27 protein-coding genes and 1 pseudogene are annotated in these 24387 nt (G+C 48.2%); 17 read left to right on the forward strand and 11 right to left on the reverse strand.

Going from position 1 to position 24387, the window contains the following annotated elements; translation table 11 throughout:
- Positions 1 to 144: 144 nt before the first annotated feature.
- The 3 genes from ACWHAR_RS09010 to ACWHAR_RS09020 all read left to right on the forward strand — a co-directional run bounded on the left by ACWHAR_RS09010 (position 145) and on the right by ACWHAR_RS09020 (position 3302).
- Positions 145 to 765, forward strand: coding sequence for a TetR/AcrR family transcriptional regulator (locus ACWHAR_RS09010; RefSeq protein WP_003155153.1), 621 nt, complete (start codon positions 145 to 147; stop codon positions 763 to 765).
- Between the two features lie 15 nt (positions 766 to 780).
- Positions 781 to 1977: an MFS transporter gene (locus ACWHAR_RS09015; RefSeq protein WP_003155154.1), complete on the forward strand. Its 1197-nt coding sequence runs from the start codon at positions 781 to 783 to the stop codon at positions 1975 to 1977.
- A 167-nt stretch (positions 1978 to 2144) separates the two neighbouring features.
- Entirely contained in the window at positions 2145 to 3302 is a 1158-nt protein-coding gene (locus tag ACWHAR_RS09020) for an AbrB family transcriptional regulator (protein ID WP_014304750.1), read from the forward strand.
- Between the two features lie 36 nt (positions 3303 to 3338).
- Here ACWHAR_RS09020 and ACWHAR_RS09025 read toward each other — a convergent pair whose 3' ends face one another.
- The 4 genes from ACWHAR_RS09025 to ACWHAR_RS09040 all read right to left on the reverse strand — a co-directional run bounded on the left by ACWHAR_RS09025 (position 3339) and on the right by ACWHAR_RS09040 (position 6715).
- The gene (locus tag ACWHAR_RS09025) at positions 3339 to 3860 is read right to left on the reverse strand and encodes a MarR family transcriptional regulator (protein ID WP_003155156.1); all 522 of its coding nucleotides are present in this window, start codon (positions 3858 to 3860) and stop codon (positions 3339 to 3341) included.
- A gap of 89 nt (positions 3861 to 3949) precedes the next feature.
- Positions 3950 to 5518: a monooxygenase gene (locus tag ACWHAR_RS09030; RefSeq protein ID WP_322975852.1), complete on the reverse strand. Its 1569-nt coding sequence runs from the start codon at positions 5516 to 5518 to the stop codon at positions 3950 to 3952.
- A gap of 58 nt (positions 5519 to 5576) precedes the next feature.
- Positions 5577 to 6092, reverse strand: a complete 516-nt coding sequence (lepB, locus tag ACWHAR_RS09035) for a signal peptidase I (RefSeq protein ID WP_003155158.1) — start codon at positions 6090 to 6092, stop codon at positions 5577 to 5579.
- Positions 6089 to 6715, reverse strand: coding sequence for a TVP38/TMEM64 family protein (locus ACWHAR_RS09040; RefSeq protein WP_032874388.1), 627 nt, complete (start codon positions 6713 to 6715; stop codon positions 6089 to 6091). The genes lepB and ACWHAR_RS09040 overlap by 4 nt, the downstream gene beginning before the upstream one ends.
- A 152-nt stretch (positions 6716 to 6867) precedes the next feature.
- On the opposite strand from ACWHAR_RS09040, the gene ACWHAR_RS09045 reads away from it, so the two are divergent.
- The 4 genes from ACWHAR_RS09045 to ACWHAR_RS09060 all read left to right on the forward strand — a co-directional run bounded on the left by ACWHAR_RS09045 (position 6868) and on the right by ACWHAR_RS09060 (position 9372).
- On the forward strand, positions 6868 to 7227 hold the full coding sequence (locus ACWHAR_RS09045; RefSeq protein WP_012117241.1) for a hypothetical protein: 360 nt from the start codon (positions 6868 to 6870) through the stop codon (positions 7225 to 7227).
- Positions 7228 to 7347: 120 nt separating this feature from the next.
- Positions 7348 to 7548, forward strand: coding sequence for a DUF3311 domain-containing protein (locus ACWHAR_RS09050; RefSeq protein ID WP_003155162.1), 201 nt, complete (start codon positions 7348 to 7350; stop codon positions 7546 to 7548).
- Entirely contained in the window at positions 7545 to 9014 is a 1470-nt protein-coding gene (locus ACWHAR_RS09055) for a sodium:solute symporter family protein (protein ID WP_015388467.1), read from the forward strand. The genes ACWHAR_RS09050 and ACWHAR_RS09055 overlap by 4 nt, the downstream gene beginning before the upstream one ends.
- 40 nt (positions 9015 to 9054) lie before the next feature.
- Positions 9055 to 9372 (forward strand): YbjQ family protein, encoded by a 318-nt coding sequence (locus ACWHAR_RS09060; protein WP_003155166.1) that lies wholly within the window; start codon positions 9055 to 9057, stop codon positions 9370 to 9372.
- 32 nt (positions 9373 to 9404) lie between these two features.
- Here ACWHAR_RS09060 and ACWHAR_RS09065 read toward each other — a convergent pair whose 3' ends face one another.
- On the reverse strand, positions 9405 to 9674 hold the full coding sequence (locus ACWHAR_RS09065) for an excalibur calcium-binding domain-containing protein (RefSeq protein WP_003155168.1): 270 nt from the start codon (positions 9672 to 9674) through the stop codon (positions 9405 to 9407).
- A 195-nt stretch (positions 9675 to 9869) separates the two neighbouring features.
- Between ACWHAR_RS09065 and ACWHAR_RS09070 the strand changes: the two genes are divergently transcribed.
- Entirely contained in the window at positions 9870 to 10580 is a 711-nt protein-coding gene (locus ACWHAR_RS09070; protein ID WP_003155170.1) for a YrpD family protein, read from the forward strand.
- Between the two features lie 133 nt (positions 10581 to 10713).
- Here ACWHAR_RS09070 and ACWHAR_RS09075 read toward each other — a convergent pair whose 3' ends face one another.
- The 3 genes from ACWHAR_RS09075 to ACWHAR_RS09085 form a co-directional block, all read right to left on the reverse strand.
- The gene (locus ACWHAR_RS09075) at positions 10714 to 11085 is read right to left on the reverse strand and encodes an iron chaperone (protein WP_032874386.1); all 372 of its coding nucleotides are present in this window, start codon (positions 11083 to 11085) and stop codon (positions 10714 to 10716) included.
- A gap of 26 nt (positions 11086 to 11111) precedes the next feature.
- Positions 11112 to 11480 (reverse strand): iron chaperone, encoded by a 369-nt coding sequence (locus ACWHAR_RS09080; RefSeq protein WP_032874384.1) that lies wholly within the window; start codon positions 11478 to 11480, stop codon positions 11112 to 11114.
- Between the two features lie 145 nt (positions 11481 to 11625).
- Positions 11626 to 12204 carry a competence protein ComK gene (locus tag ACWHAR_RS09085; RefSeq protein ID WP_003155179.1) on the reverse strand — a complete coding sequence of 193 codons (579 nt, stop codon included), beginning with the start codon at positions 12202 to 12204 and terminating at the stop codon, positions 11626 to 11628.
- A 315-nt stretch (positions 12205 to 12519) separates the two neighbouring features.
- Here ACWHAR_RS09085 and ACWHAR_RS09090 point away from each other — a divergent pair, with 315 nt between their 5' ends.
- On the forward strand, positions 12520 to 12753 hold the full coding sequence (locus ACWHAR_RS09090; RefSeq protein WP_032874382.1) for an IDEAL domain-containing protein: 234 nt from the start codon (positions 12520 to 12522) through the stop codon (positions 12751 to 12753).
- Between the two features lie 30 nt (positions 12754 to 12783).
- Here ACWHAR_RS09090 and ACWHAR_RS09095 read toward each other — a convergent pair whose 3' ends face one another.
- Positions 12784 to 13641 (reverse strand): SDR family oxidoreductase, encoded by an 858-nt coding sequence (locus ACWHAR_RS09095; RefSeq protein WP_032874380.1) that lies wholly within the window; start codon positions 13639 to 13641, stop codon positions 12784 to 12786.
- A 124-nt stretch (positions 13642 to 13765) separates the two neighbouring features.
- Between ACWHAR_RS09095 and ACWHAR_RS09100 the strand changes: the two genes are divergently transcribed.
- From ACWHAR_RS09100 to ACWHAR_RS09130, 7 genes and pseudogenes are all read left to right on the forward strand, one after another.
- Entirely contained in the window at positions 13766 to 15289 is a 1524-nt protein-coding gene (locus ACWHAR_RS09100; protein WP_032874378.1) for an FAD-dependent oxidoreductase, read from the forward strand.
- A 122-nt stretch (positions 15290 to 15411) separates the two neighbouring features.
- A pseudogene (locus tag ACWHAR_RS09105) lies at positions 15412 to 15945 on the forward strand (protoglobin domain-containing protein); the annotation flags it as partial.
- 243 nt (positions 15946 to 16188) lie between these two features.
- Positions 16189 to 16704, forward strand: coding sequence for a methyl-accepting chemotaxis protein (locus ACWHAR_RS09110; protein ID WP_369878811.1), 516 nt, complete (start codon positions 16189 to 16191; stop codon positions 16702 to 16704).
- Between the two features lie 130 nt (positions 16705 to 16834).
- Entirely contained in the window at positions 16835 to 17392 is a 558-nt protein-coding gene (locus ACWHAR_RS09115; protein WP_014304743.1) for a biotin transporter BioY, read from the forward strand.
- A gap of 11 nt (positions 17393 to 17403) precedes the next feature.
- Positions 17404 to 18840: an acyl-CoA synthetase gene (locus tag ACWHAR_RS09120; RefSeq protein WP_032874376.1), complete on the forward strand. Its 1437-nt coding sequence runs from the start codon at positions 17404 to 17406 to the stop codon at positions 18838 to 18840.
- Positions 18828 to 19919 carry an acetyl-CoA C-acyltransferase gene (locus tag ACWHAR_RS09125; RefSeq protein ID WP_032874374.1) on the forward strand — a complete coding sequence of 364 codons (1092 nt, stop codon included), beginning with the start codon at positions 18828 to 18830 and terminating at the stop codon, positions 19917 to 19919. Before ACWHAR_RS09120 ends, ACWHAR_RS09125 begins: the two co-directional genes overlap by 13 nt.
- A 50-nt stretch (positions 19920 to 19969) precedes the next feature.
- Positions 19970 to 20545, forward strand: coding sequence for a histidine phosphatase family protein (locus tag ACWHAR_RS09130; protein WP_007610462.1), 576 nt, complete (start codon positions 19970 to 19972; stop codon positions 20543 to 20545).
- Between the two features lie 15 nt (positions 20546 to 20560).
- On the opposite strand, the gene ACWHAR_RS09135 is transcribed toward ACWHAR_RS09130, so the two are convergent.
- On the reverse strand, positions 20561 to 21439 hold the full coding sequence (locus ACWHAR_RS09135) for an ABC transporter substrate-binding protein (RefSeq protein ID WP_032874372.1): 879 nt from the start codon (positions 21437 to 21439) through the stop codon (positions 20561 to 20563).
- A 488-nt stretch (positions 21440 to 21927) separates the two neighbouring features.
- Here ACWHAR_RS09135 and ACWHAR_RS09140 point away from each other — a divergent pair, with 488 nt between their 5' ends.
- Positions 21928 to 23076: a S8 family peptidase gene (locus ACWHAR_RS09140; RefSeq protein WP_032874368.1), complete on the forward strand. Its 1149-nt coding sequence runs from the start codon at positions 21928 to 21930 to the stop codon at positions 23074 to 23076.
- Positions 23077 to 23121: 45 nt separating this feature from the next.
- Here ACWHAR_RS09140 and ACWHAR_RS09145 read toward each other — a convergent pair whose 3' ends face one another.
- Positions 23122 to 24372 (reverse strand): M48 family metallopeptidase, encoded by a 1251-nt coding sequence (locus ACWHAR_RS09145; RefSeq protein WP_032874363.1) that lies wholly within the window; start codon positions 24370 to 24372, stop codon positions 23122 to 23124.
- Positions 24373 to 24387 lie beyond the last annotated feature (15 nt).

The raw sequence follows: 24387 nt of genomic DNA on the forward strand, positions 1-24387 counted from the left end.
ACTTTTCGAGCCGTTTATATACTCCCTCTAAACAATGGATAACTTCTTCATTGTATAATCAGCAAAAACCCTTTATAATAAAATAAACCAACCGGTCGGTTTCTAAGGAGCCGAACCTCATTTGGCGGAAAGGATCTGTGTGAAGTGACAAATACAAAAGGCGGTGCCGGAAAGAGCGAAAAGACGAAGAACAGGCTCGTATCCGCTTCGCGTGACTTATTTGCAAAAAAAGGATATTCAGAAACATCGATTCGGGATATTTTAGAGGCGGCCGAGATCAGCAAAGGCAATCTATATCACCATTTTAAAGGAAAAGAGTTTCTGTTTCTTCATATCATGGAAGAGGATCACCGCGTGATGATCGAGACGTGGAGGGAAATGGAAGCCGATCTGAAAGATGCTGCCGAAAAGCTGACGGGCTTTGCGGAGCTGCTGAGCCGGATGAGCATCAATTACCCGCTTATGAGAGCAAGTGAAGAGTTTTATGCGAGTGCGTTTACGTCAGAGGAGGTCGTAAAGCGGCTCAACAAAATTGATATTGAATATGACGATGTGATGAGAGAGATCTTAGAAGAGGGAAATCAAGACGGCAGCTGGTCCATTCCTCATGTCGAATCAAAAGTAAAAATCCTGCTATCCGTCTTCTACGGTTTAGATGTGTTATATAAAAACGATACCATTCAGCAAAGAATCGAATTGCAAAAAGAAGCCATCTCCGTGTTTATTCACGGGTCGATCAACGCTGATAAACAGAATGACAGCTGACAAAGGAGAAACAACATGCAAAAACCGATCAGAGAACAAAAGGCTGTACTCATCATCTTATTAAGCAACATATTTATTGCGTTTTTAGGCATCGGATTGATCATTCCCGTTATGCCGCTGTTTATGAATGTGATGCACTTGACGGGCAGCACAATGGGATACCTTGTCGCTGCCTTCGCCGTCGCGCAATTAATTGCATCCCCCATTGCGGGAAGATGGGTTGACCGCTTCGGCAGAAAAATCATGATTCTCGCCGGACTGTTTTTATTCGCATTATCCGAACTGACCTTCGGGTTGGGCACACATGTCTCCATTTTATATTTCGCAAGGGTGCTGGGGGGCATCAGTGCCGCTTTTATCATGCCCGCCGTTACAGCGTATGTCGCAGATATTACGACAGTGCAGGAAAGATCGAAGGCGATGGGCTATGTATCTGCCGCCATCAGCACAGGGTTTATCATCGGGCCCGGCATAGGAGGATTTATTGCCGATCACGGCGTTCGTATGCCGTTTTTCTTTGCGGCGGGAATTGCATTTATCGCAGTGATTTCCTCTGTCTTTATGCTGAAAGAGCCGTTAACTAAAGAAGAACGCGCAAAGCAGATGGAAAGCGCCAAAGAATCAACCTTCTTAAAAGATTTGAAAAAGTCGATTCATCCAAGCTACTTGATCGCCTTTATCATCGTTTTTGTTTTGGCATTCGGGCTGTCGGCGTACGAAACGGTATTCAGCTTATTTACAAACCATAAATTCGGCTTCACGCCAAAGGATATCGCCATTATTATTACGTTCAGCTCCATTGTGGCAGTCCTCATTCAAGTGCTCGCGTTCGGCAGACTTGTCAACTTCCTCGGGGAGAAAAAAGTCATTCAGCTTTGTCTGATCATCGGCGCTGTGCTGGCTTTCGTTTCTACGGTGATGTCAGGGTTTTTGCCCGTGCTCGCTGTCACCTGCATCATTTTCCTTGCGTTTGATTTACTGCGCCCGGCACTGACTACTTATCTATCGAAGATCGCAGGAAATCAGCAGGGGTTTGTTGCCGGTATGAACTCAACATACACGAGTTTGGGCACCATTTTCGGCCCGGCTCTGGGCGGTATTTTATTTGATATGAATATTCACTTCCCATTTCTGTTCGCAGGTGTGGTTTTATTTCTCGGTCTGGGATTGACGCTTGTGTGGAAAGGAAAAGCGGGCGAGGTTTCGGAGTAGGGTGCACTCACCCATCTCCGGAGCTTTTTTTGTGTTTTCGATAAGAAAAATGAATGGATTATGAGAAATAATTCATTATTTATTTATCTCAAAATCTATACTATAGTAATAGTAAGGTTAACGAGCTTAACAATTTAATATGAATGTTTCAGGAAGAAGGGTTTTCATTGAAGAAAGACAAACATCTCCTTACAGATATCTGGTTTATTCTCATCAGTGCGGCAGGGGGGTTTCTTCTTTCGCTTACAGGGATGTCGATCGCCTGGATGCTCGGAACGCTTGCCGCCGGCTGCATCCTATCCATGACGAGGCCCCGCTGGCTGTTCATGGCGCCTGACAGAAGAGGGATTCACCGCAGATGGCTTGCGGCGGGACAAATGATCCTCGGCATCGAACTCGGCCAGAAACTGAACCTGTCCGTTCTGTCGGTTTTACGGGAGCATTGGCTTCCGGTAGGCTTCATGCTGATTTTCTCTATCGTGATGGCGCTTGTTTCCGGATATGTGCTCTTTCGGTTCAGCCGGACGGACATGATGACAAGCTTTGTAGGCACGGCGCCGGGCGGTTTATCCGCCATGCCCGGTATCGCCCAGGAAGTCGGCGCAAACACCGCGATTGTAAGCCTTATTCAGCTGACGCGCGTCCTTTTGGTCGTCATGACAATACCGTTTCTCGTTATTTTCTTATTTACCAAACAAAACGGTGCGGCTCAGACATCAGCCGGAGCCGTTTCAGCAGGAGCTTCACATCCGGGCCTTATTCCCGTCTTGTTAACGGCCGGATTTATTTTGGCTGCCTGGCTTGCAAGCAAAGGCGCAAAACGGCTGAAATTTCCCGCCCCTTGGCTGCTCGGCAGCATGATCGGCGTTGCTGCTGCGGAAATCGGCGTGTCCGCCTTGGCGGGCAAAGACATGCTGGCCTGGTGGCCGCCGGAAGCGAACCAGCTGTCACAAATTTTTCTCGGCGCCACAATCGGATCAAAAATGTACAAAAGCATGTTCACCGGCGTGACGAGAGTGCTGACCGTCGGGTTTATTTCTTCCGTCGGATTAATCGCCGCCATGATTCTGAGCGCGGTTGCGGTTTCTAAATTAACGGGCATCTCCATGATTACATCTGTTCTCGCCTTTTCTCCCGGCGGGATCGCCGAGATGGCGGCGACTTCGATCACCCTGCACGAAGACTCGACTTTCGTCGTCGCGGTTCAGGTCATCCGGATCGTTCTCGTCATCGCCATGCTTCCGCCCTTCTATCGGCTGCTGCACCACCTTTCTCAGCTGAAACGGGCACACGGCGAAAGAGGCCGGGCAGAAAGAGGAACATGATCCGAATAAAAAAACACGCATCCATATGCGTGTTTTTTATTTGAACAGCTCACCGCCGCCATTTACAGACCGCCAGTTTGCTGAAAGATCACGGAACAGCCGTTCAGCAAATAACAGTTCTTCATCTGTATAGCGGTCTAAAAACGCCAAGAGCCGCTGTTTTATCAATTCATGATATTCATGATGAAGGGAATGCAGCTCTTTCCCGGCAGGAGTCAGCCGGAAATAGACTTCTTTTTTATTGTCGCTCAGCCGGGTTCTGCGCAGAAAGCCGGCTTCCAAAAACTTCGCGCAGCTTCTCGACACGGTCGGCTTTGTCGTCTTCATTTTTTCCGCTATTGACGTGACATTGATCGGTTCATGATCTCCGATACACGACAAAATGTGAATTTCCGTCAAGGTCAATTGTAATTTTTTCCCGTTTCCTTCACGGAGTTCATCCATCCGTCCGGCCAACGACGCCCTGATATCCTCCTGGCACCTCTCCTGCTCGTGAAAAATATCTGTCAGCCCTTCAAGAATCATGTGTTTTGCATGGTCTGGCTGTCTTCTGTCCAACTGCTGAGTCACCCTTCCGTATTGATTGTTTCTTTTACTATAACGTTTTGTTACACAAGAAACAATCACACAGGCGCATAAAAAGGTTATCAGATGAATAATCCCCATCTCTCCAAACCGGCCAGAACGGCTTCTTCCGCTTCACGTCCCGAGCCGCCGGCTGCCCATGCCGCATGGCCGTCCGGCCGGATTAAAACGGTGTGGACGTCATTCCAATCGGCACGTGTTTCAGCAAGCTCCGCCCTGACTGCTGCCACACTGTCCGTATCAATACCGGCGGGAATGCTCCCTCTTAATGACAGAAGCACAAAGCCGCCCTTGCGGAGAAAATCATACAGCCGGGCCGGCCGCCCGTCATGAAGGGTCAGTTCGATATCCGGCAGGCGTTTTCCGTTCAGCGTATGCGGCGGCAGCTCCGCATCCGGTTCATAATGCAGATCAAGCGCGGATACTTTTCCCGCCAATAAACGGTTGGACTCCTGAAAATCCAGCAAAGCGGTCATCGTTTCTCTTAATGCCATCCCCGACTCGGTAAAATCCATGAGCTTTATCTGCGTTTTGATATTGTGCAGCACTTCTTTTCCTGTGCTGTGCCTTTCCTGATGATAGCTGTCCAGAAGATGAGGCGCCGCTTTTCCCTTCATTTGCGCCGCCAGCTTCCAGCCTAGATTGACGGCATCCTGAAGCCCCGTATTCAGGCCTTGGCCGCCTGCGGGAAAATGAATGTGCGCCGCATCCCCGGCTACAAAAATCCGGCCGGAGCGGTACTGCTCAGCCTGACGCTCGGCATTGCCGAACCGCGACATCCATACCGGATCACTCAATCCGAAATCAGTGCCGCATATCCGCCGCAGGTCTTCTTTCAGCTCATCTTCGGTGACCCGCTCTTCCTTCCGCTTTTGCGGGACGTGCGGAGAAACGATGAGGACGCGGAAAAGTCCGTCCGTAAGAGGGATAATCACAACCGATCCCTCCAGCCGGCACGTTGAAAAAAAGGAAGATTCGGGCGGATGTTTCAAAGCGGCATCACAAAGGGTTCCTGTTAAGTCGGCATCAGTGCCCGAAAAAGCGATGCCCGCCTGTTTCCGGACAATGCTCCCCGCTCCGTCTGTACCCGCGGCATATAAGCTGTGAAGAGTGCCGATTCCGCTTTCGTCCCGGAACACCGTCTCCACTCCGTCATCCGTCTGGGTGACAGCCACCGCTTCCGCCCCGCGGATGATATTTGCGCCGAGACTTGATGCATACTCCTCCAACATCCGCTCCGTTTCTGCCTGAGGAAGCATTAACGAATAATTCTGCTTCGTATCCAGCCGAGAAAAATCCAGCCGTGTATCCAGCATGGAAAAATGGCCGGAAGACACCTTCGTCCCTTGATCCACAAAGCGTTCCAATATGCCTCTCATGGCAAAAAGCTCAAGTGTGCGCGGATGCATGATAAGCGCTTTGGAATATGGCACCGTCTTCTTCAATCGTTCAATGACAGTCGTTTTCACTCCGGCCAGCGCCAGTTCTGATGCAAGCATAAGCCCGACCGGACCTCCCCCGATAATGGCAACCTGTGTTTTCATCTCATCAGCCCTCTTTCCTTTTTTTGTTACACACGTAACAAAACTACTAAAAAATAAACGCCTCCTTTTTTGTTTCGTGCGTAACAATTTTCATTATAGTCTTTCCTCCGCTTTTTGACAATCATTTCCGAAAAAAAGACGCCGTTCACTTGGCGTCTGATTCACTGATGACTCCGACAATGTCTTTATCCTTAATCGGACCGAAATGACGGCTGTCGAGGCTGTATATGCGGTTGTCGCCAATAACAAAGTATTGTCCCTTCGGTATGCTTTTGCGCCCGGTCGTTTCCTTCAGCGTATAATCACCGGTCACATGGCTCCCGGCGGACAATGATGACTTTAACGGTTTTAAAAACGGTTCCGCCACCCGTTTTCCATTCACATACAGCTGATCCTCCCTGTATGCGATTGACTCGCCGGGGAGCCCGATGACACGTTTGATCAGCACTTTGCGGTGCGGGCCTTTAAACAGAACAATATCGAAACGGCGGATCGTTTTGTAACGATGGGAAAACTTGTTGACCATCAGCTCATTTCCTTGTTTAAAGGTCGGATTCATGCTGATTCCTTCGACTTTATAATCAATAAAAATGGCATTCTTTAATTGTATGGCCAAAACAACGATAAGCACGCCGGCTATAAACCAAAATCGTTTTTTCAAGATTCCTGTCTCCCTCCGTCTTTCTCATGCTGACTGATTCTCGTCTGTAAACGCCGTTCGATATGCTTTCCGGCATACCACAGCACCGCGATCACCATTATGGCGCCCGCCATCCTGAAAGGCTGTGTAATGAGTGCGTGAAGATCATACCCGATAAAACTGATCATAAAGATCATAACCATTTTCCCCATCGCGGCTGCTGATATAAACTGCAGCGCTCCCACCCGTGACAGACCGGCAACGATATGAACCGCAGCGGACGGCGTAAAGGGGAAGCAAAGTAAAATAAACAGCGGACCGAAACCGTGCCGCTCAACCCAGAGCATCATCCGCCTTATGGTCTGATGCCTGCGGATGAAACCGAAGGCTCTTTTCTGTCCGAAACGGCGGACGGTATAAAACATCAGCATCGATCCTGACGCAGACCCGAGCCATGACAGAAAAAAACCTTCCCACAAACCAAATGCATTCGTATTCGCCACCACAAATACAACGAGCGGCAAAAACGGAAGAAACGCTTCAATAAAAGGCAGTACAGCCGCAGCCGCCGGGCCGAAAGCTCTATAGCTTTGGAACCATTCCGTCAGCTGTTCCTCAGTCAAATATGATAAAAATTGCTCCAACGTTTATACTCCTTAACGAGTTTGTCTATCCTTATTCTACACATTATCTCCAAAAAACGAAAATGTTTACGAGATTTTCCGTCTTGAAATATCGTGTAAGCGAGTATAAAATAAGAACAAATGTTCTCTTTTTTAAGAAAGAAGGAGTATTTATGCCTGACATTCGGAGCGGCACCCGCGATCTCATCGAAAAAGGGCTGTTTCTGCCCATGGCGGCTGCCATCCTGAACCGGGACCTCGAAGCGCTTGATTCGTGCCCGTTCAAATTAAAACAACCCTATAAACAGCTTATCAGCTGCTCTTTAAAATTAGCACAAAAGGATTTGAGTGATGTTCGAAAAGAGTTAAGAAAGCGTAAAATTAAAATATACGAAGCGGAAAGAGACGAAGCATTTACGCTTTATATATGCACCATTAACGGCTATGAAGAAAAACACCGTTATTTCAACCCGAGAATACGGGAACAGGTAACCGCCTTATTGGAATATTACCTGTCTCTTGCGACCATTTAAAAAGCAGCCGGGACTGCTTTTCCTTTTTAAAAAATAAAATTCAGACTATTCACACTATACATTCGACATGATTTTCTTTATAATCGGGACACGCTGTTTTCAATGAAAAGGAGGAATGTTATGAAACTGATTCATGTTCTCGCCGCCCTGCCCTTTTTCGGAATTCTCGCCGGCATTCCATTTGCAAACCGGGTGACGCCTTATGTTTTCGGAATGCCTTTCATTCTCGCATATGTCGTCATCTGGGCGGTGCTGACTTCCGTTCTGATGGCCGCCGTTTACAAATTGGACAAAGAAAACAAGGCGGGTGAGACGGAATGAATGCAGCATTTCCCGTAATGGCCGCCGTGCTCCTGTTTTGTGTATATCTCGGAATCCGGGCCCGAAAAGGAAAACATATGGACCTTGAACAATGGACGGTGGGCGGACGCGGCTTCGGCACGATGTTTGTCTTTTTATTAATGGCGGGAGAAATATACACGACCTTCACATTCCTCGGCGGAAGCGGATGGGCTTACGGAAAAGGAGGCCCGGCCTTTTATATTATCGCGTACGGCTGCCTTGCCTACATTTTGTCATATTGGCTTCTGCCAGCCGTGTGGACTTACGCCAAACAACACAAACTGATGTCGCAATCAGATTTTTTTATTTCAAAATACAACAGCCCGCTCCTCGGCATTCTCGTATCGCTCGTCGGCATCGCATCCCTCATCCCCTATCTCGTTCTGCAGCTGAAAGGGCTCGGATTAATTGTTTCAGCAACGTCATACGGACAGATTCCGCCCTCCGCCGCTGTCTGGATCGGCGCTGTCTCCATCACAATTTATGTGATGATTTCAGGAATCCACGGTTCAGCGTGGATATCCGTCGTCAAAGATATCATGATTTTAGGCATCGTCCTGTATTTAGGTATTTATCTGCCCATTCATTATTACGGCGGGTTTACGGAGATGTTCAAACAAATTGACGCCGCAAAACCCGGTTTTCTCACGCTGCCGGAAACCGGACAGAGCGTTTCCTGGTTCAGCTCAACGGTTTTGCTGACCGCCCTCGGCTTTTATATGTGGCCTCATACCTTTGCCGCTTCCTATTCGGCGGAGCATCCGCGGGTGTTTCGGAAAAATGCGATTATCATGCCTCTTTATCAGCTCGTCCTGCTGTTTGTCATCTTTACCGGATTTGCGGCGATTCTGCAGGTGCCCGGTTTAAAAGGGGCGGACACGGATCTCGCGTTATTAAAGCTGTCTGTGAAAACCTTTGATCCCTGGTTTGTCGGGCTGATCGGATCGGCGGGCATTCTGACGGCGCTTGTACCCGGTTCAATGATATTAATGGCCTCAAGCACGCTGTTCGCCAAAAATGTGTACAAAGCCATTCTGCCCGGCACGACTGACGAAAAAGTCTCGCGGCTCGCAAAATACGCCGTACCCGTTATCGCGCTGATTTCCGTATATTTTACGCTGAAAGGCGGAAATACCATCGTCACCTTGCTTTTAATGGGCTACAGCCTTGTCACCCAGCTTTTCCCCGCCCTCTTATTCAGCCTGCCGAAGCGGCGTTTCATCACAAGCCACGGCGCTTTTGCCGGCATAACGGCCGGGGTCGGAACGGTGGCCTTCATTACGCTGACCGAATCAACCGTCGGAACCCTCTTTCCGTTTCTTCCGCAGATCGTTAAGGATATGAATACAGGCATCATCGCGCTGGTTCTGAACATTGCCGTCATGTTTGCAGTCAGCGCCGCAGTCAGAAAAAAACAAATCAGCGCAGCCGAAAAGGCGGCTTAATGATAAAATAGCGGTAAGACACATGAAGGGGGAAAGCCGCATGATCATGACAACGACCGAAACCGTCGCCGGAAAACAGATTACGGAAGTAAAAGGCTTAGTGACAAGCAGTATCGTCCAGTCCCGTCACATCGGAAAAGACTTGCTTGCAGGCTTAAAATCTGTCGTCGGCGGCGAATTAAAAAGCTATACCGAAATGCTGGAAGACTCCAAAAAAGCGGTGAAAGAGCGGCTGATCAGAGAGGCGGAGCAGCTCGGAGCGAACGCCATCGTCGGCCTGCGGTTCGAACTGACCGCAGGACAGAACACATCCGAATTAATCGGATACGGAACCGCCGTCACCGCCGAATCCATTTAAAAAAACAAGCCTCTTTAAAGAGGCTTGTTTTTTTATTTCTCACATGCGATATAGTCTTTATCCCGGTCAAGTCTTTTATTTGCATTATAAAGCGCTTTTGATACATACGGCTTGTACTTTGTTCTGCCGCCCTTGTTTTTCACTTTCGACGATTTGGCCACGCCGCCCTTATACACCTTATTCAGCGCCTTGCAGTTTTGATACGTTTTTACCTTTGTTTTCGCTTCTGCCGTCTGCCCCGCTCCGTATGAACAACCGAACACCAGGCCGAAAGACAAAAGCACAGCTGCCGTCTTTTTCATTTCTATCCTATCCCCTTTCCTGAATCATGCTGTATTGCTGAACATATCATAGTTCAAATAATCTCCATTTACAAGATAAATAGGAAAATAGTTTTAATTTATGTCCGCCCGTATATCTTTTATGGAATTTTTCCCAAAACCTTTTATAATATGAATTGATAGCGCTATCTGACTATGATGATAGGAGGAGAAATGATGATGAAAAAAGGGCTTGTTGCGGGTGTTCTCACTACAGCCGTTCTATTCGGCGCATGTACGGCGGATATTCCGGGGGTGATCAGTCCCAATACGGCGGAAGCGGCGTCCCAGCTCAGTAAAGGAATCGGCGGAAGGGCCTATCTGAACAGCACGGGCTCAGTTCTCGTCACGAAAATTCAGCTTCCAAGCTCGATTCAGGTGTCAAATGGGACAGCCTATATTTACTCAGGATTTACCGGAGGCACAGAGGCTGATATCGGGCTTCAGTACAGTGACACCTATCATGTATGGAAACCGATCATGAAAGTCGGTTCAAAGGGACAAGGCCAGGTCCGGTATCTGGAAGGAGAAAGCCAATTCACTTATACGAAAGGCTTCCGGCCCGGCAGCACCGTACAGCTGACCATTTACAAAAATCTGAACGGCAACACCCGCGCCACATATTGGGGCACGAATAATGACGGATACACCGGCCGCATCATCTCAGAACTCGCCCAAACAAATGTAGGCTCTGTCTCAAAATGGAAAGCGCTCGCCACCGTCGCGGTCACATCAGAGGATCAGCGCCCTTACATCAAATCAAACTTCTCAACAGCCTTTACGAACATCACGATCGACAATAAAGCAGTCACCCCTGTGATTGATACACAGGATTTTGCCAAATTGACAGTGTCAGGCAGCAGCGTCAGCATGTCTGTCGTCAAATAAAGAATGTTGAACGCACGATTTCAGCCATCGTGCGTTTCGTGAGGGTCTGCCGGATACGCAAATCCCTTATTTTTCGGAATACGTTTAATAAAAAACAGCCCTCCTCAGGGTTGTTTTTTTAACATTTCTTTCGTTATTTCCGCCAAAACGCTGAGCAGTCCGCCTTATCCTGAACATTGAATTGAATCATGCTTTCAAGCAGCTCATAATGCACCGGTTCAGTCCATTGAATTCTGAACAAACGGGAAGTAGCGCTGTAGCCGGCACGGGCAATGTCGTCGGCAAAATGCGCAATTCCAGCTTCTTCGGGAGAAACACTTACATGATGCTTTGCTGCCGCAAAGCCGATAATAAACGTGCCGTGATCGGTAAACATCGGCGTGTTCCACTTGATCTGCGGTGTTAAACCCGGGAATTGCTCAGCCGTCCACGACAGGATTTCCTCCATTCGCAGACGATGATCAGGGCTGTCGATACTTGATAAATAGTCTTTGAAAACGTCCATGTCTTCCTCCTTCAACATCACGTCCGCTAGCGCCAAAACCCCGGATTTTCAGCTTTTTCCTTGATGTTAAATTCGATGATCTTCTTAAGCAGATCATAGTGCACCGGATCAGTCCACCGAATTCTGAACAGGCGTGAAGAAGCGCTGTACCCGGCTTGGGCGATGTCATCGGCAAAATGCTCCATCGTCTCTTTTTCAGGTAAAATGCTCAAATGATTTTTTGCCGCGGCAAACATAATGATATAGGTGCCGTGATCGGTAAATGTCGGTTTGTTCCACTTGATCTGTGCTTCTAAGTTCGGAAATTGGTCAGCCGTCCACGACAAAATTTCCTCTGCTTTGAGACGGTGATCCGGGTTATCGATTCCTGATATATATTTTGCAAACACATCCATGCCCATCTCTCCTAAAATGAAATATCATTACTCTTTACATCATCATAGCCAACAGACGGACACGATACAACTCTATCCGGGCATGTAAATCGAAAAAAGCCCTTCCTAAAAGGAAAGGGCCCGTCCCTTCACATCACAGCTTTCTCTAATATCTCTCCCCCAGCTCCCGCAAAATAAAGTCGTAGATCATTCTTGTCCGCTCTTCTTTCGGATACAGCATGAATTCCTGCCGCTTCGGGATATGACTGCCCATCCTGTCCTGAAAAGTGGTTCTGAGATAGGCGGTTCTGTAAACCTGATTTTCAAAAGAATGATAGGATACTTCCAGTTCCATCGTTTTGCCGTTTGAGAACGTGACCGCTGTGTCATCAAATGCCGTCGGTTGAAAATCTTTAACGTGCACATGCGATATCCAGCCGCATTGAGGCCTTGCAGAAGAAAGTGTAGGGAATAAAAAGATGTGATTTGAAGGGTCCACCATAATCGGCGGCTTGTGAGAAATTTTAATCGCTTCATATGTTCCCGCTTTTCTCCCGGCATAGCTGGAGCCAAAGTAGCGGCAGCTTCTGTCGATGATGTGAATCGGCTTCATGCTGACATACAGAATGCAGTCTTTTTCAATGACCTTCGACCCCATTTTACCGTCTATTTCCTCAGGCAAAACAGCGATGGTTGAACGATTTACTTCATAGCTTTCTAAGGGTGCGTGTGTTTTCTGGCACATGATGTGCAGCCTCCAATCCTTTTCTTGAAAATTTATACTAATAATCTATCATCTGTCATTGAAAAACGACAGGTTTTTTTTGAATATAGCTAAAAATCACCTTTTAAAGATGTAATTTAGTCTTAAATTACTATTTAAATATTATTTTTCTTTTTCATTTCACCTCATTTATACAACGATCATTTTCGTTTTTTCGTCAATTTGCAGGATATGTCGATATATTTCCAAGTATTAGTTGTCTAAAGATTATAAAAATTAATTGATTTTTCCGGCCGTTATCCATATACTATAAAAAAGGCATTGGGGGGATTCTTTATGAAAGAGAAAAAGTCGTACACTGAGCTCATGAAGTCCCGCAACACGCAAAAAGCAAACGAATTCGATGTGACAATGGCCGATATTTACATTCAAATGGTGCTTGATGAATCCTTGTATAAACGCCGGATCGCCATACTGACAATGCAGATTAATAAGGCGCTTGATGATAAAAATAAAGAAGCGTTCCTCACGCTTTCAAAAGAATATGCAGCACTCAAACAGAGTGAATAAGCCAATCCATATGGATTGGCTTTTTTTACATTATCCGTTTACGATGGTGCCGCCGTTCACATGAATCGTCTGACCCGTGACATAGGTAGAATCATCGCTTGCTAAGTACAAATAGCTCGGCGCCACTTCAACAGGCTCTCCCGGGCGCTGCATCGGCACGTCTGAGCCGAAGACTTCCACTTCCTTCGCCGAGAAGCTCGCCGGGATCAGCGGCGTCCAGATCGGCCCCGGCGCCACTGCGTTTACCCTGATGCCCTGAGTGACAAGAGATTGGGAAAGAGATCTTGTAAACGTGACGATCGCCCCTTTTGTCGCTGAATAGTCAATCAATGTTTTGTGGCCTTTATAGGCGGTAATGGAAGCCGTATTAATGATTGAACTTCCTTTTTTCAGGTGAGGGAGCGCGGCTTTCGTTAAGTAAAACATTGAAAAAATATTCGTCTGAAACGTTCTGATGAGCTGGTGGCTCGTGATTTTCTCAATCCCCGGCTGCACGTGCTGCTCACCCGCGTTGTTGACCAGGATGTCAATGGAAGGAAAGGCTTGGCCCGCCTGGCGGATGACATCGTTGCAAAAAGCTTCGTCGCCGACATCCCCTGCGATCAGCAGACACTTCGCCCCCTCTTTTTCTACATATTGCTTCGTCTCTTCGGCATCCTGATGCTCATCAAAGTAAACGATGACCACATTAGCGCCTTCCTTCGCGAATAAAACGGATACGGCGCGGCCGATCCCGCTGTCTCCGCCCGTGATGATCGCCGTTTTCCCTTCAAGTTTTTTCGCCGCTTTCGGTTTGTCAAAAACGGGGCGCGGGTCCATTACATATTCAAAGCCCGGCTGCCGGTTTTGATGCTGCGGCGGCAAGGTTTTCTTCTTCTGATTAGCCATTTTGATCACTCCTTTACATTAATTACTATATTATGAGTAATTTGAGCATCTTATACGAATTTCATGTATGAATAGAGTCTTATTGGAAAAATTAAGAATATACAACAGAGGAGGTAAATCTGAATTGACTACTTTTTCAAACGAGGAACCGGCTTCCTATTGGAAAGCAACAGCTGACATTCCTTCCTTTCCCGCCCTCACTGAAGATACGGAATGTGACGTTGCGGTTATCGGCGGAGGAATTACGGGCCTGACAACGGCATACGAACTGACGAAAAGAGGTTTCCGTGTCGCTGTCATTGAAGCAGACCGGATTTTAAACGGGACGACCGCGGGAACGACCGCAAAAATCACCGCCCAGCATGATTTCATCTATGCCGATCTTATTCAGCAGATCGGCCTGACCAGCGCAAGGCTGTATTTCGAAGCCCATCTCCGCGCCATGGAAGACATGAAGCAGATTATGCAGGACCTTTCGATTGAATGCAGACTGGCTGAACAAGACGCATATCTTTACACCAATACAGAATCAGGCGCCAAAAAAATCCGCAGCGAGCAGGAAGCTTATACCAAGCTCGGCATTGAACACGAGCTTGTGAAAGAACTTCCCGTCCCCGTTGATTGCAGGCTCGGTCTCGCCATGAAGAATCAGGCGCAATTCCATCCGCTTTTATATGGTGCGGCGCTCGTCAAAGAGATCGTTAAAAACGGGGCGCGGATTTTTGAACAGACGGCTGCGATCGACATAAAAAAAGAACCGCAGCCGGAAGTGGTCACGAAAAACAGACACGGCATCAAGTGCAGCTACATTGTCTGCTCTTCCCACTTTCCTTTTTATGACGGAGGGGGGCTTTACGCCGCCAGAATGTATGCCAGCAGATCCTACGTACTCGCGGTAAAACCGAAACAAGCGTATCCGGACGGGATGTATCTCAGCATAGACAAGCCGTCCAGATCACTGCGATACACCGATTTGAACGGTGAAAAACTGGTTCTTGTCGGCGGCGAAAGCCACAAAACAGGCCAAGGAAAAGAAATGTCCGAGCATTACGAAGCGCTGAAACAATTTGCGGAAAACACAATCGGGGTTGAAAGCATCCCATATCATTGGTCTGCACAAGACCTTGTCACCATAGACAAAATTCCGTTCATCGGTCCCATCTCAGGCGATGAAGAACATATTTTGGCGGCGACCGGTTTTAAAAAATGGGGCATGACAAGCTCAGCGCTCGCGGCGAAGCTTTTGTCTGATCATATTCAAAACAAAAAGAACCCGTTCTCCGGCCTGTTTATTCCGTCACGCTTCCACGCAGATCCGGGACTGAAAAAACTGATTTCTTATAATGCCGACGTGGCCAAACACCTTATCTCGGGCAAACTTGAGAGGCCGGGCGCTTCACCTGAGACTCTTCGGCCCGGGGAGGGAAAAATCGTAACGGTAAACGGCAAACGGGCCGGCGCCTATAAAGATGAAAAAGGCTGTCTGCATCTTGTCGATACGACATGCACCCATTTGGGCTGTGAGGTCGAATGGAATGATGGCGAACGGACGTGGGACTGTCCTTGTCACGGGTCCCGGTTCACACCTGACGGCGGGGTTGCCGAAGGTCCCGCCATCAAGCCGCTGAAGCGCCTCAGCCAAGATTGACTAAACCATTCTGTACGAATGGTTTTATTTTTTTCTGCATTAAAATATTTTTATCAGATTCCTTCATTCAAGTTCCTTCCATACCGATAAAAAGAAAAAGAGAATATCTGGGGGAACTTATATTGTTATTTAAAAAAGACCGCAAAAAAGAAACAGCTTATTTTTCAGAAGCCGATGGAAAAAAACGCATCGCGCTTTCAAATCAATATGCAGATGTCCAAAAACAGCTGAAAATGGTCAGGCTCGGAAACGAAGAACTTCATGTGCTTGAAGAGCTGCAGCCGTTAATTAAAGAACATATCTCAACAATCGTCGATTCCTTTTACCGAAATCTAGATCACGAAAAATCATTAATGACGATCATTAACGACCACAGCACGGTCGAGCGCCTGAAAAAAACATTACGGCGTCATATCCATGAGATGTTTGCCGGCACGATTGATGATGAATTCATTGAAAAAAGACAGCGCATCGCTTCCATCCACTTGCGGATCGGCCTTGAACCGAAATGGTATATGGGAGCGTTTCAGGATCTGCTTCTGTCGATGATGAACATATATGAAGCAGCAATCCCGGATTTGCATGAGCTTTTAAAAGCGATCAAAGCGACGACGAAAATATTGAATCTTGAACAGCAGCTCGTCCTTGAAGCATTCCAGAGCGAATATAACTGCCAGCGTGACGAACAAGAGGAAAAGAAAGCCCGTCTTCATCAAAAAATCCAGGAAACATCCGGATCACTCGCTGATTTGTTTTCAGAAACGAGCAGAGCCGTGCAGGAGCTGGTCGACAAATCCGAGGGCATTTCCGAGGCGTCAAAAGCCGGCACCGTCACTTCCGTACATGTCGAAGAAAAATCAATCGGCGGGAAAAAAGAACTTGAAAGCCAGCAGAAGCAGATGAATAAAATCGACGCCAGCCTTCTGCAGATTGAAGAAGAAATGGACAAGCTGAATGACATCGCCCAGCAGATCGAAAAAATCTTCGGCATCGTGACGGGGATCGCCGAGCAAACGAATCTCCTGTCACTCAACGCCTCAATAGAATCTGCGAGAGCCGGTGAGCACGGCAAAGGGTTCGCCGTTGTCGCGACGGAGGTAAGAAAGCTTTCAGAGGATACGAAAAAAACCGTTTCCACCGTATCAGAGCTCGTGAACAATACCAATACACAAATCGACATCGTGTCCAAACATATTAAAGATGTAAACGGACTTGTAAGTGAAACGAAAGAAAAAATGGCGCAGATCAACCGTCTGTTTGATGACATCGTCCAAAGCATGAAAACGAGCAAAGACCAGACAGGCAAAATCGACGTTGATTTGCAGGCCTTTCTCGGCGGTCTTCAAGAAGTCAGCCGCGCCGTATCCCACGTTGCATCATCCGTTGATTCACTTGTTATCCTTACAGAAGAATAAAGATAAACCGACCGGCCTTTTTCATAAAGGGCCGGTCTTTTTAATGTTAACTCAAAATATAATAGAGTTGACATATATAAAGACTCGCTTTATTGTATAAACATATTTTGATAAGCTGGAGGAATACATAATGAAATTGACAGAAATGATGCATATTGCCGTGTTTACCGCCATTATGGGACTTTTGGGACTGCTCCCGCCGCTTTTCTTATCCTTTACGCCGGTTCCGATTACGCTCCAGACGATCGGTGTGCTCTTATCGGGAAGCATCCTAAAACCGAAAGCGGCGTTTTTAAGCCAATTGCTGTTTTTGCTGATTGTGGCATGCGGAGCGCCTCTCCTTTCAGGCGGCAGAGGCGGGTTCGGGGTTTTTTTCGGGCCGAGCGCCGGATATCTCATCGCATATCCGCTGGCGGCATTACTGCTGAGCCTCAGCATCCAAGGCCTTCGCTCAGCTGCTGTCCCCCATTTGTTTATCAGACAGTTCTTGTTCGGCGTGCTGTTTTTGTATGTCATCGGCATTCCCGTTCAGGCTTTTATAATGCACATTGATATCTTAACTGCCGTAAAGCTCAGCCTCATCTATGTGCCCGGAGATCTGCTTAAAGCGGCCGCAGCCTCATTCGCAGCCGTAAGAATCAGAAAAACTCTTCAAGCTAGCCGGCTTTTGCCGACGAAAGGAAGCTGATTTTAGTCATCATGATTACATCATCATATTCAGATACAGCCGGACAAGCGCCGGAACAGATCGCAATTCAGACAGAAACAGAACAGATCACCTATCAAACTTGGAACAGGCTGGTAAACCAAACCGCAAACTGGCTTGGCAGCCTTTCAGGTAAGCCGGAAAACATTGCAATATTACTGCCGAACGGCATCCCTTTTTTACAACTTTTCGCAGGGGCGGCGCATGCCGGCTGCACGGCGGTTCCGTTAGATCCCCGCTCGGCAGCGGCGGAACTCGCGGATCAGCTGAACATCAGCAAAACCGACCTCGTCATCTGTGACCGCCGGCTGAGCGGCAGACTGGACGGCGTCAAAACGCCTGTCATCCTGTGGGATGAATGCAGGCCTTTGATCGAGGCGGAAAAAACGGAAGGCGCTTTGATCAAAAACGCCGGCCTGCCCTTTTATACCGGATTCACCTCGGGATCGACCGGTAAGCCGAAAGCCTTCACCCGCTCTCACCGTTCGTGGCTGGAGAGCTTTTCTTGTACGAAACGTGAATTCGGCATTTCCCCTGATGACAAAGTGCTGGTACCGGGCACACTTCGATCGTCACACTTTTTATACGGCGCCGTCAGCACTTTGTTTATCGGCGGAACCGTCATCCTTCAAAGAAAATTCAATCCGGCCGGAATGAAAGACCGGCTCAGACAAGCTGACGTTCTATATACCGTTCCGACAATGACAGACGCCCTGCTCTCACTAGAGGCGTTTCCCGATACACCGCTCAAGGTGATTTCTTCCGGTGCAGACTGGCCCGCTTCATCAAAACAAGCGCTGTCAGAGCGCTATCCCCATTTGCGGCTGTACGATTTTTACGGAACGTCTGAGCTGAGTTTCGTGGCGTTCTTATCGCCTGAAGACAGCGCCCGGAAGCCTGACGCGGCGGGCCGTCCGTTTGAAAATGTTACAATCGAAATCCGCCGCCCCGGAGGAGAACGCTGCATGCCGGGCGAAACGGGGAAGATTTTCGTGAACAGCCCGATGAAATTTTCCGGATACATCAACGGCGCAAAACCTGATGATTCCGGCTGGATGACGGTTGATGACATGGGATATATCGATCATGAAGGCTATCTTTATATCGAAGGACGTGAAAACGGGATGATCGTATCAGGCGGCCTGAATGTATTCCCGGAAGAGATAGAACGTGTGCTCAACCGCTGTCCGGGCGTCAGAAAAGCGGCCGTCATCGGCATTCCTGATGATTATTGGGGCAGCATCGCCGTTGCGGTGATCGACGGACATGCAAATGTAAAGGAACTGAAGAAACAGTGCCGCGAGCAGCTGGCAGCATATAAAATCCCGAAAAAATGGCTGTTTTCAGAAATACCGGAAACAGCCGGCGGAAAGATCGCCCGTGCCGCCGTACAAAAGCAGGCAAAGGACATGATGGAATGGAAGCTGTAATTACGGATGCGAAGCGGACGATTTTCGCCCGGGAAAACGGCCTGTTAAAAGACTGTCTCCCCGAAGATTTGGCAGCTCCGCTGATCCGACATTTGAGCCGGAACATGCCCGAAGACATTGATGAAGTCCTGATCGGAAACGCGACGGGCCGCGGCGGGAACCTCGCCCGGCTGTCAGCCTTGGCCGCCGGGCTTCCTTTGAGCGTGTCCGGTACGGCCATCGACAGGCAGTGCGGTTCCGGATTGGACGCCGTGAGAATCGCGTGCCACTTTGTTAAAGCCGGCGCGGGGAGCACATACATCGCGGGAGGAGCGGAGAGCAGCAGCCGTTCCCCTTTCTCATCCCGGGCGCGCTTTTCTCCTGAACACATCGGCGATCCTGATATGGGCATAGCGGCCGAGTATACGGCACAGGCTTACGGCGTAACGAGAAAGATGCAGGACGAATATGCCCTTCTCAGCTATGAACGGAGCGTCAAAGCACACGAAGACGGCTTGTACCGCCGGGAAATTCTCCCCTGCCACGGATTCGCCGCTGACGAAAACATGCTGAAAAAGCGGAACATGGCGCCTCTCATCGCCCGCGCCAAACCCGTCTTTCAGTCCGGAGGCTCTGTAACCGCCGCCAACAGCTGCGGAATTTCTGACGGGGCGGCGGCAGTTTGTGTGATGGAAGAACAAAAAGCGCGATCTCTCGGTTTAAAGCCGGGATTGCGTTTTATCGGAAGCGCGGTAAGCGGCGTCCATCCGCATTATCCGTCAGCAGCTCCGGTTTATGCCGTCAAAAAGCTTTTGAAGGAACGGGACCTGTCACCGGATGATATTGATATATACGAAATCAACGAGGCGTTTGCCGTCAAAATATGCGTTTTTTCACAGCAGCTTCAAGTGCCGTATTCTAAAATAAATGTCCGGGGCGGCGCTCTGGCCGTCGGGCATCCGTACGGGGCTTCCGGGGCGGCGCTTGTCACCCGGCTTTTTTATGAAGCAAAAAGACGCCCTGATGCCCGCTATGCAGCAGCAGCGATCGGCAGCGGAGGCGGAGTCGGACTGGCGCTTCTCTTTGAAGTGTTAACGTAACGGCAGTATAATAGATGATATCGATAAAAAATGATCGGAGTGGAGACTTTATGACTGCCGTTTGTTTAGTAAGACATGGAGAGACTGATTGGAATGCCCAAAAGAAGCTTCAAGGCAAATCGGATATTCCGTTAAATGCGACGGGAGAGCGTCAGGCGAAAGAAACAGGAGAGTACTTAAAGGGGTCTGAATGGGATGTCATCGTCTCAAGCCCGATGAAACGGGCCAGAAAAACAGCTGACATTATTAACGGGTTTTTGAATCTTCCCATTGTCGTCATGGAAGATTTCAGAGAACGGAGCTACGGTGATGCGGAAGGAATGTCTTTACCGGAACGGTCGAAGCGCTACCCGGATAAAAACTACCCGAACATGGAGACCGCAGAAGAGCTGACAGACAGAATGCTTGCCGGTTTAGTGAAAGTTCAGGAGCGGTTTCCTGAGCAAAAAGTACTGATCGTCGCTCACGGCGCAGCCATTCACGCCCTCTTGTCCGCCATTTCTGACGGTGATACCGACATACAAAACGCTAAGCTTGTCAATGCGTGCCTGAGCAATATCGAACGAATTGAAAATAAGTGGCGCGTCAAAGATTACAATGTAAGCAGCCACCTATCAGAATCATAACAAAAAGGCCCGAATTCAGTTTTGGGCCTTTTTAGCGAGCATTTTTTTCTGCAGATCATGTAATATGGCGTCCGCACCGTCAATGCTCCGGCGCTCCGTCCATACCGCCCTGTCCGCGCGGTAAACGCGGCCGTTTTTTACGGCAGTCAGCTGTTTCCAAAGGTGATTTTTTTCGAGTTCTTTCTCACCGTCCAGCAGTACGATGTAATCAGGATCGATATGCAAAAGCTGCCCGGGCGTCATTTTGATAGAGTCTGATTTCCCGCCGGAATCCGTCTGGACCGCATATGTAAACCCTGCGAGCGCCAAAAGCCGGGACGTAAAAAACTGATCATCCTTTACGGAAATGCTGCCATTTGCAGCGTCAATTAATAAAATCGTGCCGCCTTCTGCATCCAGCTTTCTTTTGATGTCATTCAGCTTTTCTTCCTGAGCCGACAATTGTTTCTCTATGATGCCCTCTTTACCGACCGCCTTTTCAATGGTAAGGGCAGCATCAACCGCATCCTGATAATCCGCAGCTTCATTTTTCAAAGCGATTGTCGGAGCGATCTTTGTCAGCTCATGGTATATCCCCCTGTGCAGGCTTGAGTCTGCAATGATGAGATCGGGTTTTAACGAAGTGACCTTTTTCAAATCGGGATGTGACGGGGGCCCGACGGACGGACTGCCGTCGTTTCGCTCTTTCCGGTTATCCGCCGCGGCCGCCGGCTTTATGCCGAGGTCATGGAGGGTGTCAATAAAGCCCTCATTCAATACGGCGATGCGCTGCGGGTGCGCAGCCACATGCGCCGTCCCCAGATCGTGCCTGACGGCGGTTTCATGTTCCTGTTCTGAGCATGCCGTTATGAAGAGAACGGATAAGATCATCAGCATACTGAAAATTGGTTTCATCTGTTCCCCCTCTTTCGTTTTTCCGCAATTATATCATTGACAATATAAGTATCAATGATATTCATTATCATTATTTTTATAAAATGGTTTCACAGCTTTTCTCCGTCAAGAAAGCCAAAGACTGATTCATGCCGGCCGCTTTATTTCATTCCGCTTTCGTTTCCATCAGACTTCTGCATTCAACAAAAGGTGACATTTATCCTGTTTTTGCCTCAGCTTCCAAAAATGGAATCAAACCGTTCGACCCAGTAAACAAGAGAGCGTTTGCGGCTGTGTACAAATACTCATGTCCTTCCATCGGTTTTTTCCATTAAAATTTAAATATTTCGGGTTCCTATTAAACGAAAGAGAGATGATATACCTAAATAGAAATAAAACAAACTGAAAAAAATTGGGTCTACTAAAATATTATTCCATACTATACAATTAATCCACAGAATAATCTGTCTATTGGTTATTCTGCAAATGAAAAAAGGAGTGGATAAAGAGTGAGAGGCAAAAAGGTATGGATCAGTTTGCTGTTTGCTTTAGCGTTAATCTTTACGATGGCGTTCGGCAGCACGACTTCTGCCCAGGCTGCAGGGAAATCAAACGGGGAAAAGAAATATATTGTCGGATTTAAGCAGACAATGAGCACGATGAGCGCCGCCAAGAAAAAAGATGTCATTTCTGAAAAAGGCGGGAAAGTGCAAAAGCAATTCAAATATGTAGACGCAGCTTCAGCTACATTAAATGAAAAAGCTGTAAAAGAGCTGAAAAAAGACCCTAGCGTCGCTTACGTTGAAGAAGATCACGTTGCACAAGCGTACGCGCAGTCCGTGCCTTACGGCGTATCACAGATTAAAGCCCCTGCTCTGCACTCTCAAGGCTTCACCGGATCAAATGTTAAAGTAGCGGTTATCGACAGCGGTATCGATTCTTCTCATCCTGATTTAAAGGTAGCAGGCGGAGCCAGCATGGTTCCTTCTGAAACAAATCCTTTCCAAGACAGAAACTCTCACGGAACTCACGTTGCCGGTACAGTTGCAGCTCTTAATAACTCAGTCGGTGTATTAGGCGTTGCGCCAAGCGCATCTCTTTACGCGGTAAAAGTTCTCGGCGCTGACGGTTCCGGCCAGTACAGCTGGATCATTAACGGAATTGAGTGGGCGATCGCAAACAATATGGACGTTATTAACATGAGCCTCGGCGGACCTTCTGGTTCTGCAGCGTTAAAAGCGGCAGTTGACAAAGCCGTTGCTTCCGGCGTCGTAGTGGTTGCGGCAGCCGGTAACGAAGGCACTTCCGGCGGCTCTAGCACAGTGGGCTACCCTGGTAAATACCCTTCTGTCATTGCGGTAGGCGCTGTTAACAGCAGCAACCAAAGAGCATCTTTCTCAAGCGTAGGTTCTGAGCTTGATGTCATGGCACCAGGCGTTTCTATCCAAAGTACGCTTCCTGGAAACAAATACGGCGCGTACAATGGTACGTCAATGGCATCTCCGCACGTTGCCGGAGCGGCTGCTTTGATTCTTTCTAAGCACCCGAACTGGACAAACACTCAAGTCCGCAGCAGTTTAGAAAACACCACTACAAAACTTGGTGATGCTTTCTACTACGGAAAAGGGCTGATCAACGTACAGGCGGCAGCTCAGTAAAACATAAAAAAACCGGCGTCGGCCATGGCCCCGCCGGTTTTTTTATTATTTTTCTTCCTCCGCATGTTCAATCCGCTCCATGATCGATGGGTGGCTCCCTCTGAAAATTTTGACGAGAAACGGCGGGTTGACCCGGCTCAGTCCCGTATCGGCCAAGTCCTGAAACGTCTCAATCGCCGCTTCCCGGTTTCCGGTCAGCTCAATGCCGTAGCGGTCGGCGGCGTTTTCCTGATACCTGGAGACGGCATTCGTAATTTGATCAGAAGCAAAACTGAGAACGGATATGAGCAGCAATAACAGCGGGAGGGCGGCCAGATCTTCAGGCCCCTTTATATGAAGCATTCGGCCGAAGAATTTGGACAGCCGCTTATAAAGCTTGTCAATGATATAGAACCCGGCTAATGACAGCAGCAGATACCCGGCCAGTCCGATGTACACGTGCTTCATCACATAGTGCCCCATCTCATGCCCCATAATGAACAAAATTTCCCGATCCTTCAGTTTGTTAAGCGTCGTATCCCACAAAACGATTCGCTTATTCGAACCGATTCCCGTCACATACGCATTCAGCGCATTCGTTTTCTCCGACATATTGACTTCATAAACATGGCTGGCCGGAATGTCGGCCTTGTCGGCAAGCGACAAAATTTTGCTTTCCAGCTCCTTGTCTTTCAGCGGATAGAAATCATTGTATAAAGGATCAATCACGACCGGCTGCAGGAAAAACAAAAACAGGGTAAACGGCACAGTAAGACACCAAGCGTAAAACCACCATTTTTTTGTATGCTTTGTGATCAGCCAGTAAAACACAAGCACACACACGGCAAACAGCGGAAAACTGATCCAGAAATCAACGACATGGTCTCTTATCCAGCTTGCTGTTGTCTGCGTCGAAATATGATACGCAAGCGAAACCCGATATCCGATCCACTCAAGCGGAAGCGAAGCCGCCGTAACGATGAGTGAAATCACAAATACGAAGCTTACAATTTGCAGCACCCGAAAGCGCACCGCTGCTTCGAGCCAATGCTTTATTTTTTTGGCAAGCCCCGTAATGAGCAGCAGAAAAAATAAAAACCAATCTAACGGCGCTCCGATGAAAAATAAAAAATCTTTTACATTTGAAAAGTTTTCAGCGGCTGCCAGGCGGCCCGGGTCCATAAACGAGGACGGATCGGCTTTCGTTCCCTTTACGGCCTCCGGGACGGCGGAGTCTCCTGTCATAAAGAAATACCAATAGAAAAAAAGGCCGTACAGCACATAGGCAAGCCCCGCTGCCGCTATCCATTTGCGCATGGAAGTCTCCCTCCT

It is taken from the genome of Bacillus sp. LR--39 (assembly GCF_053613335.1).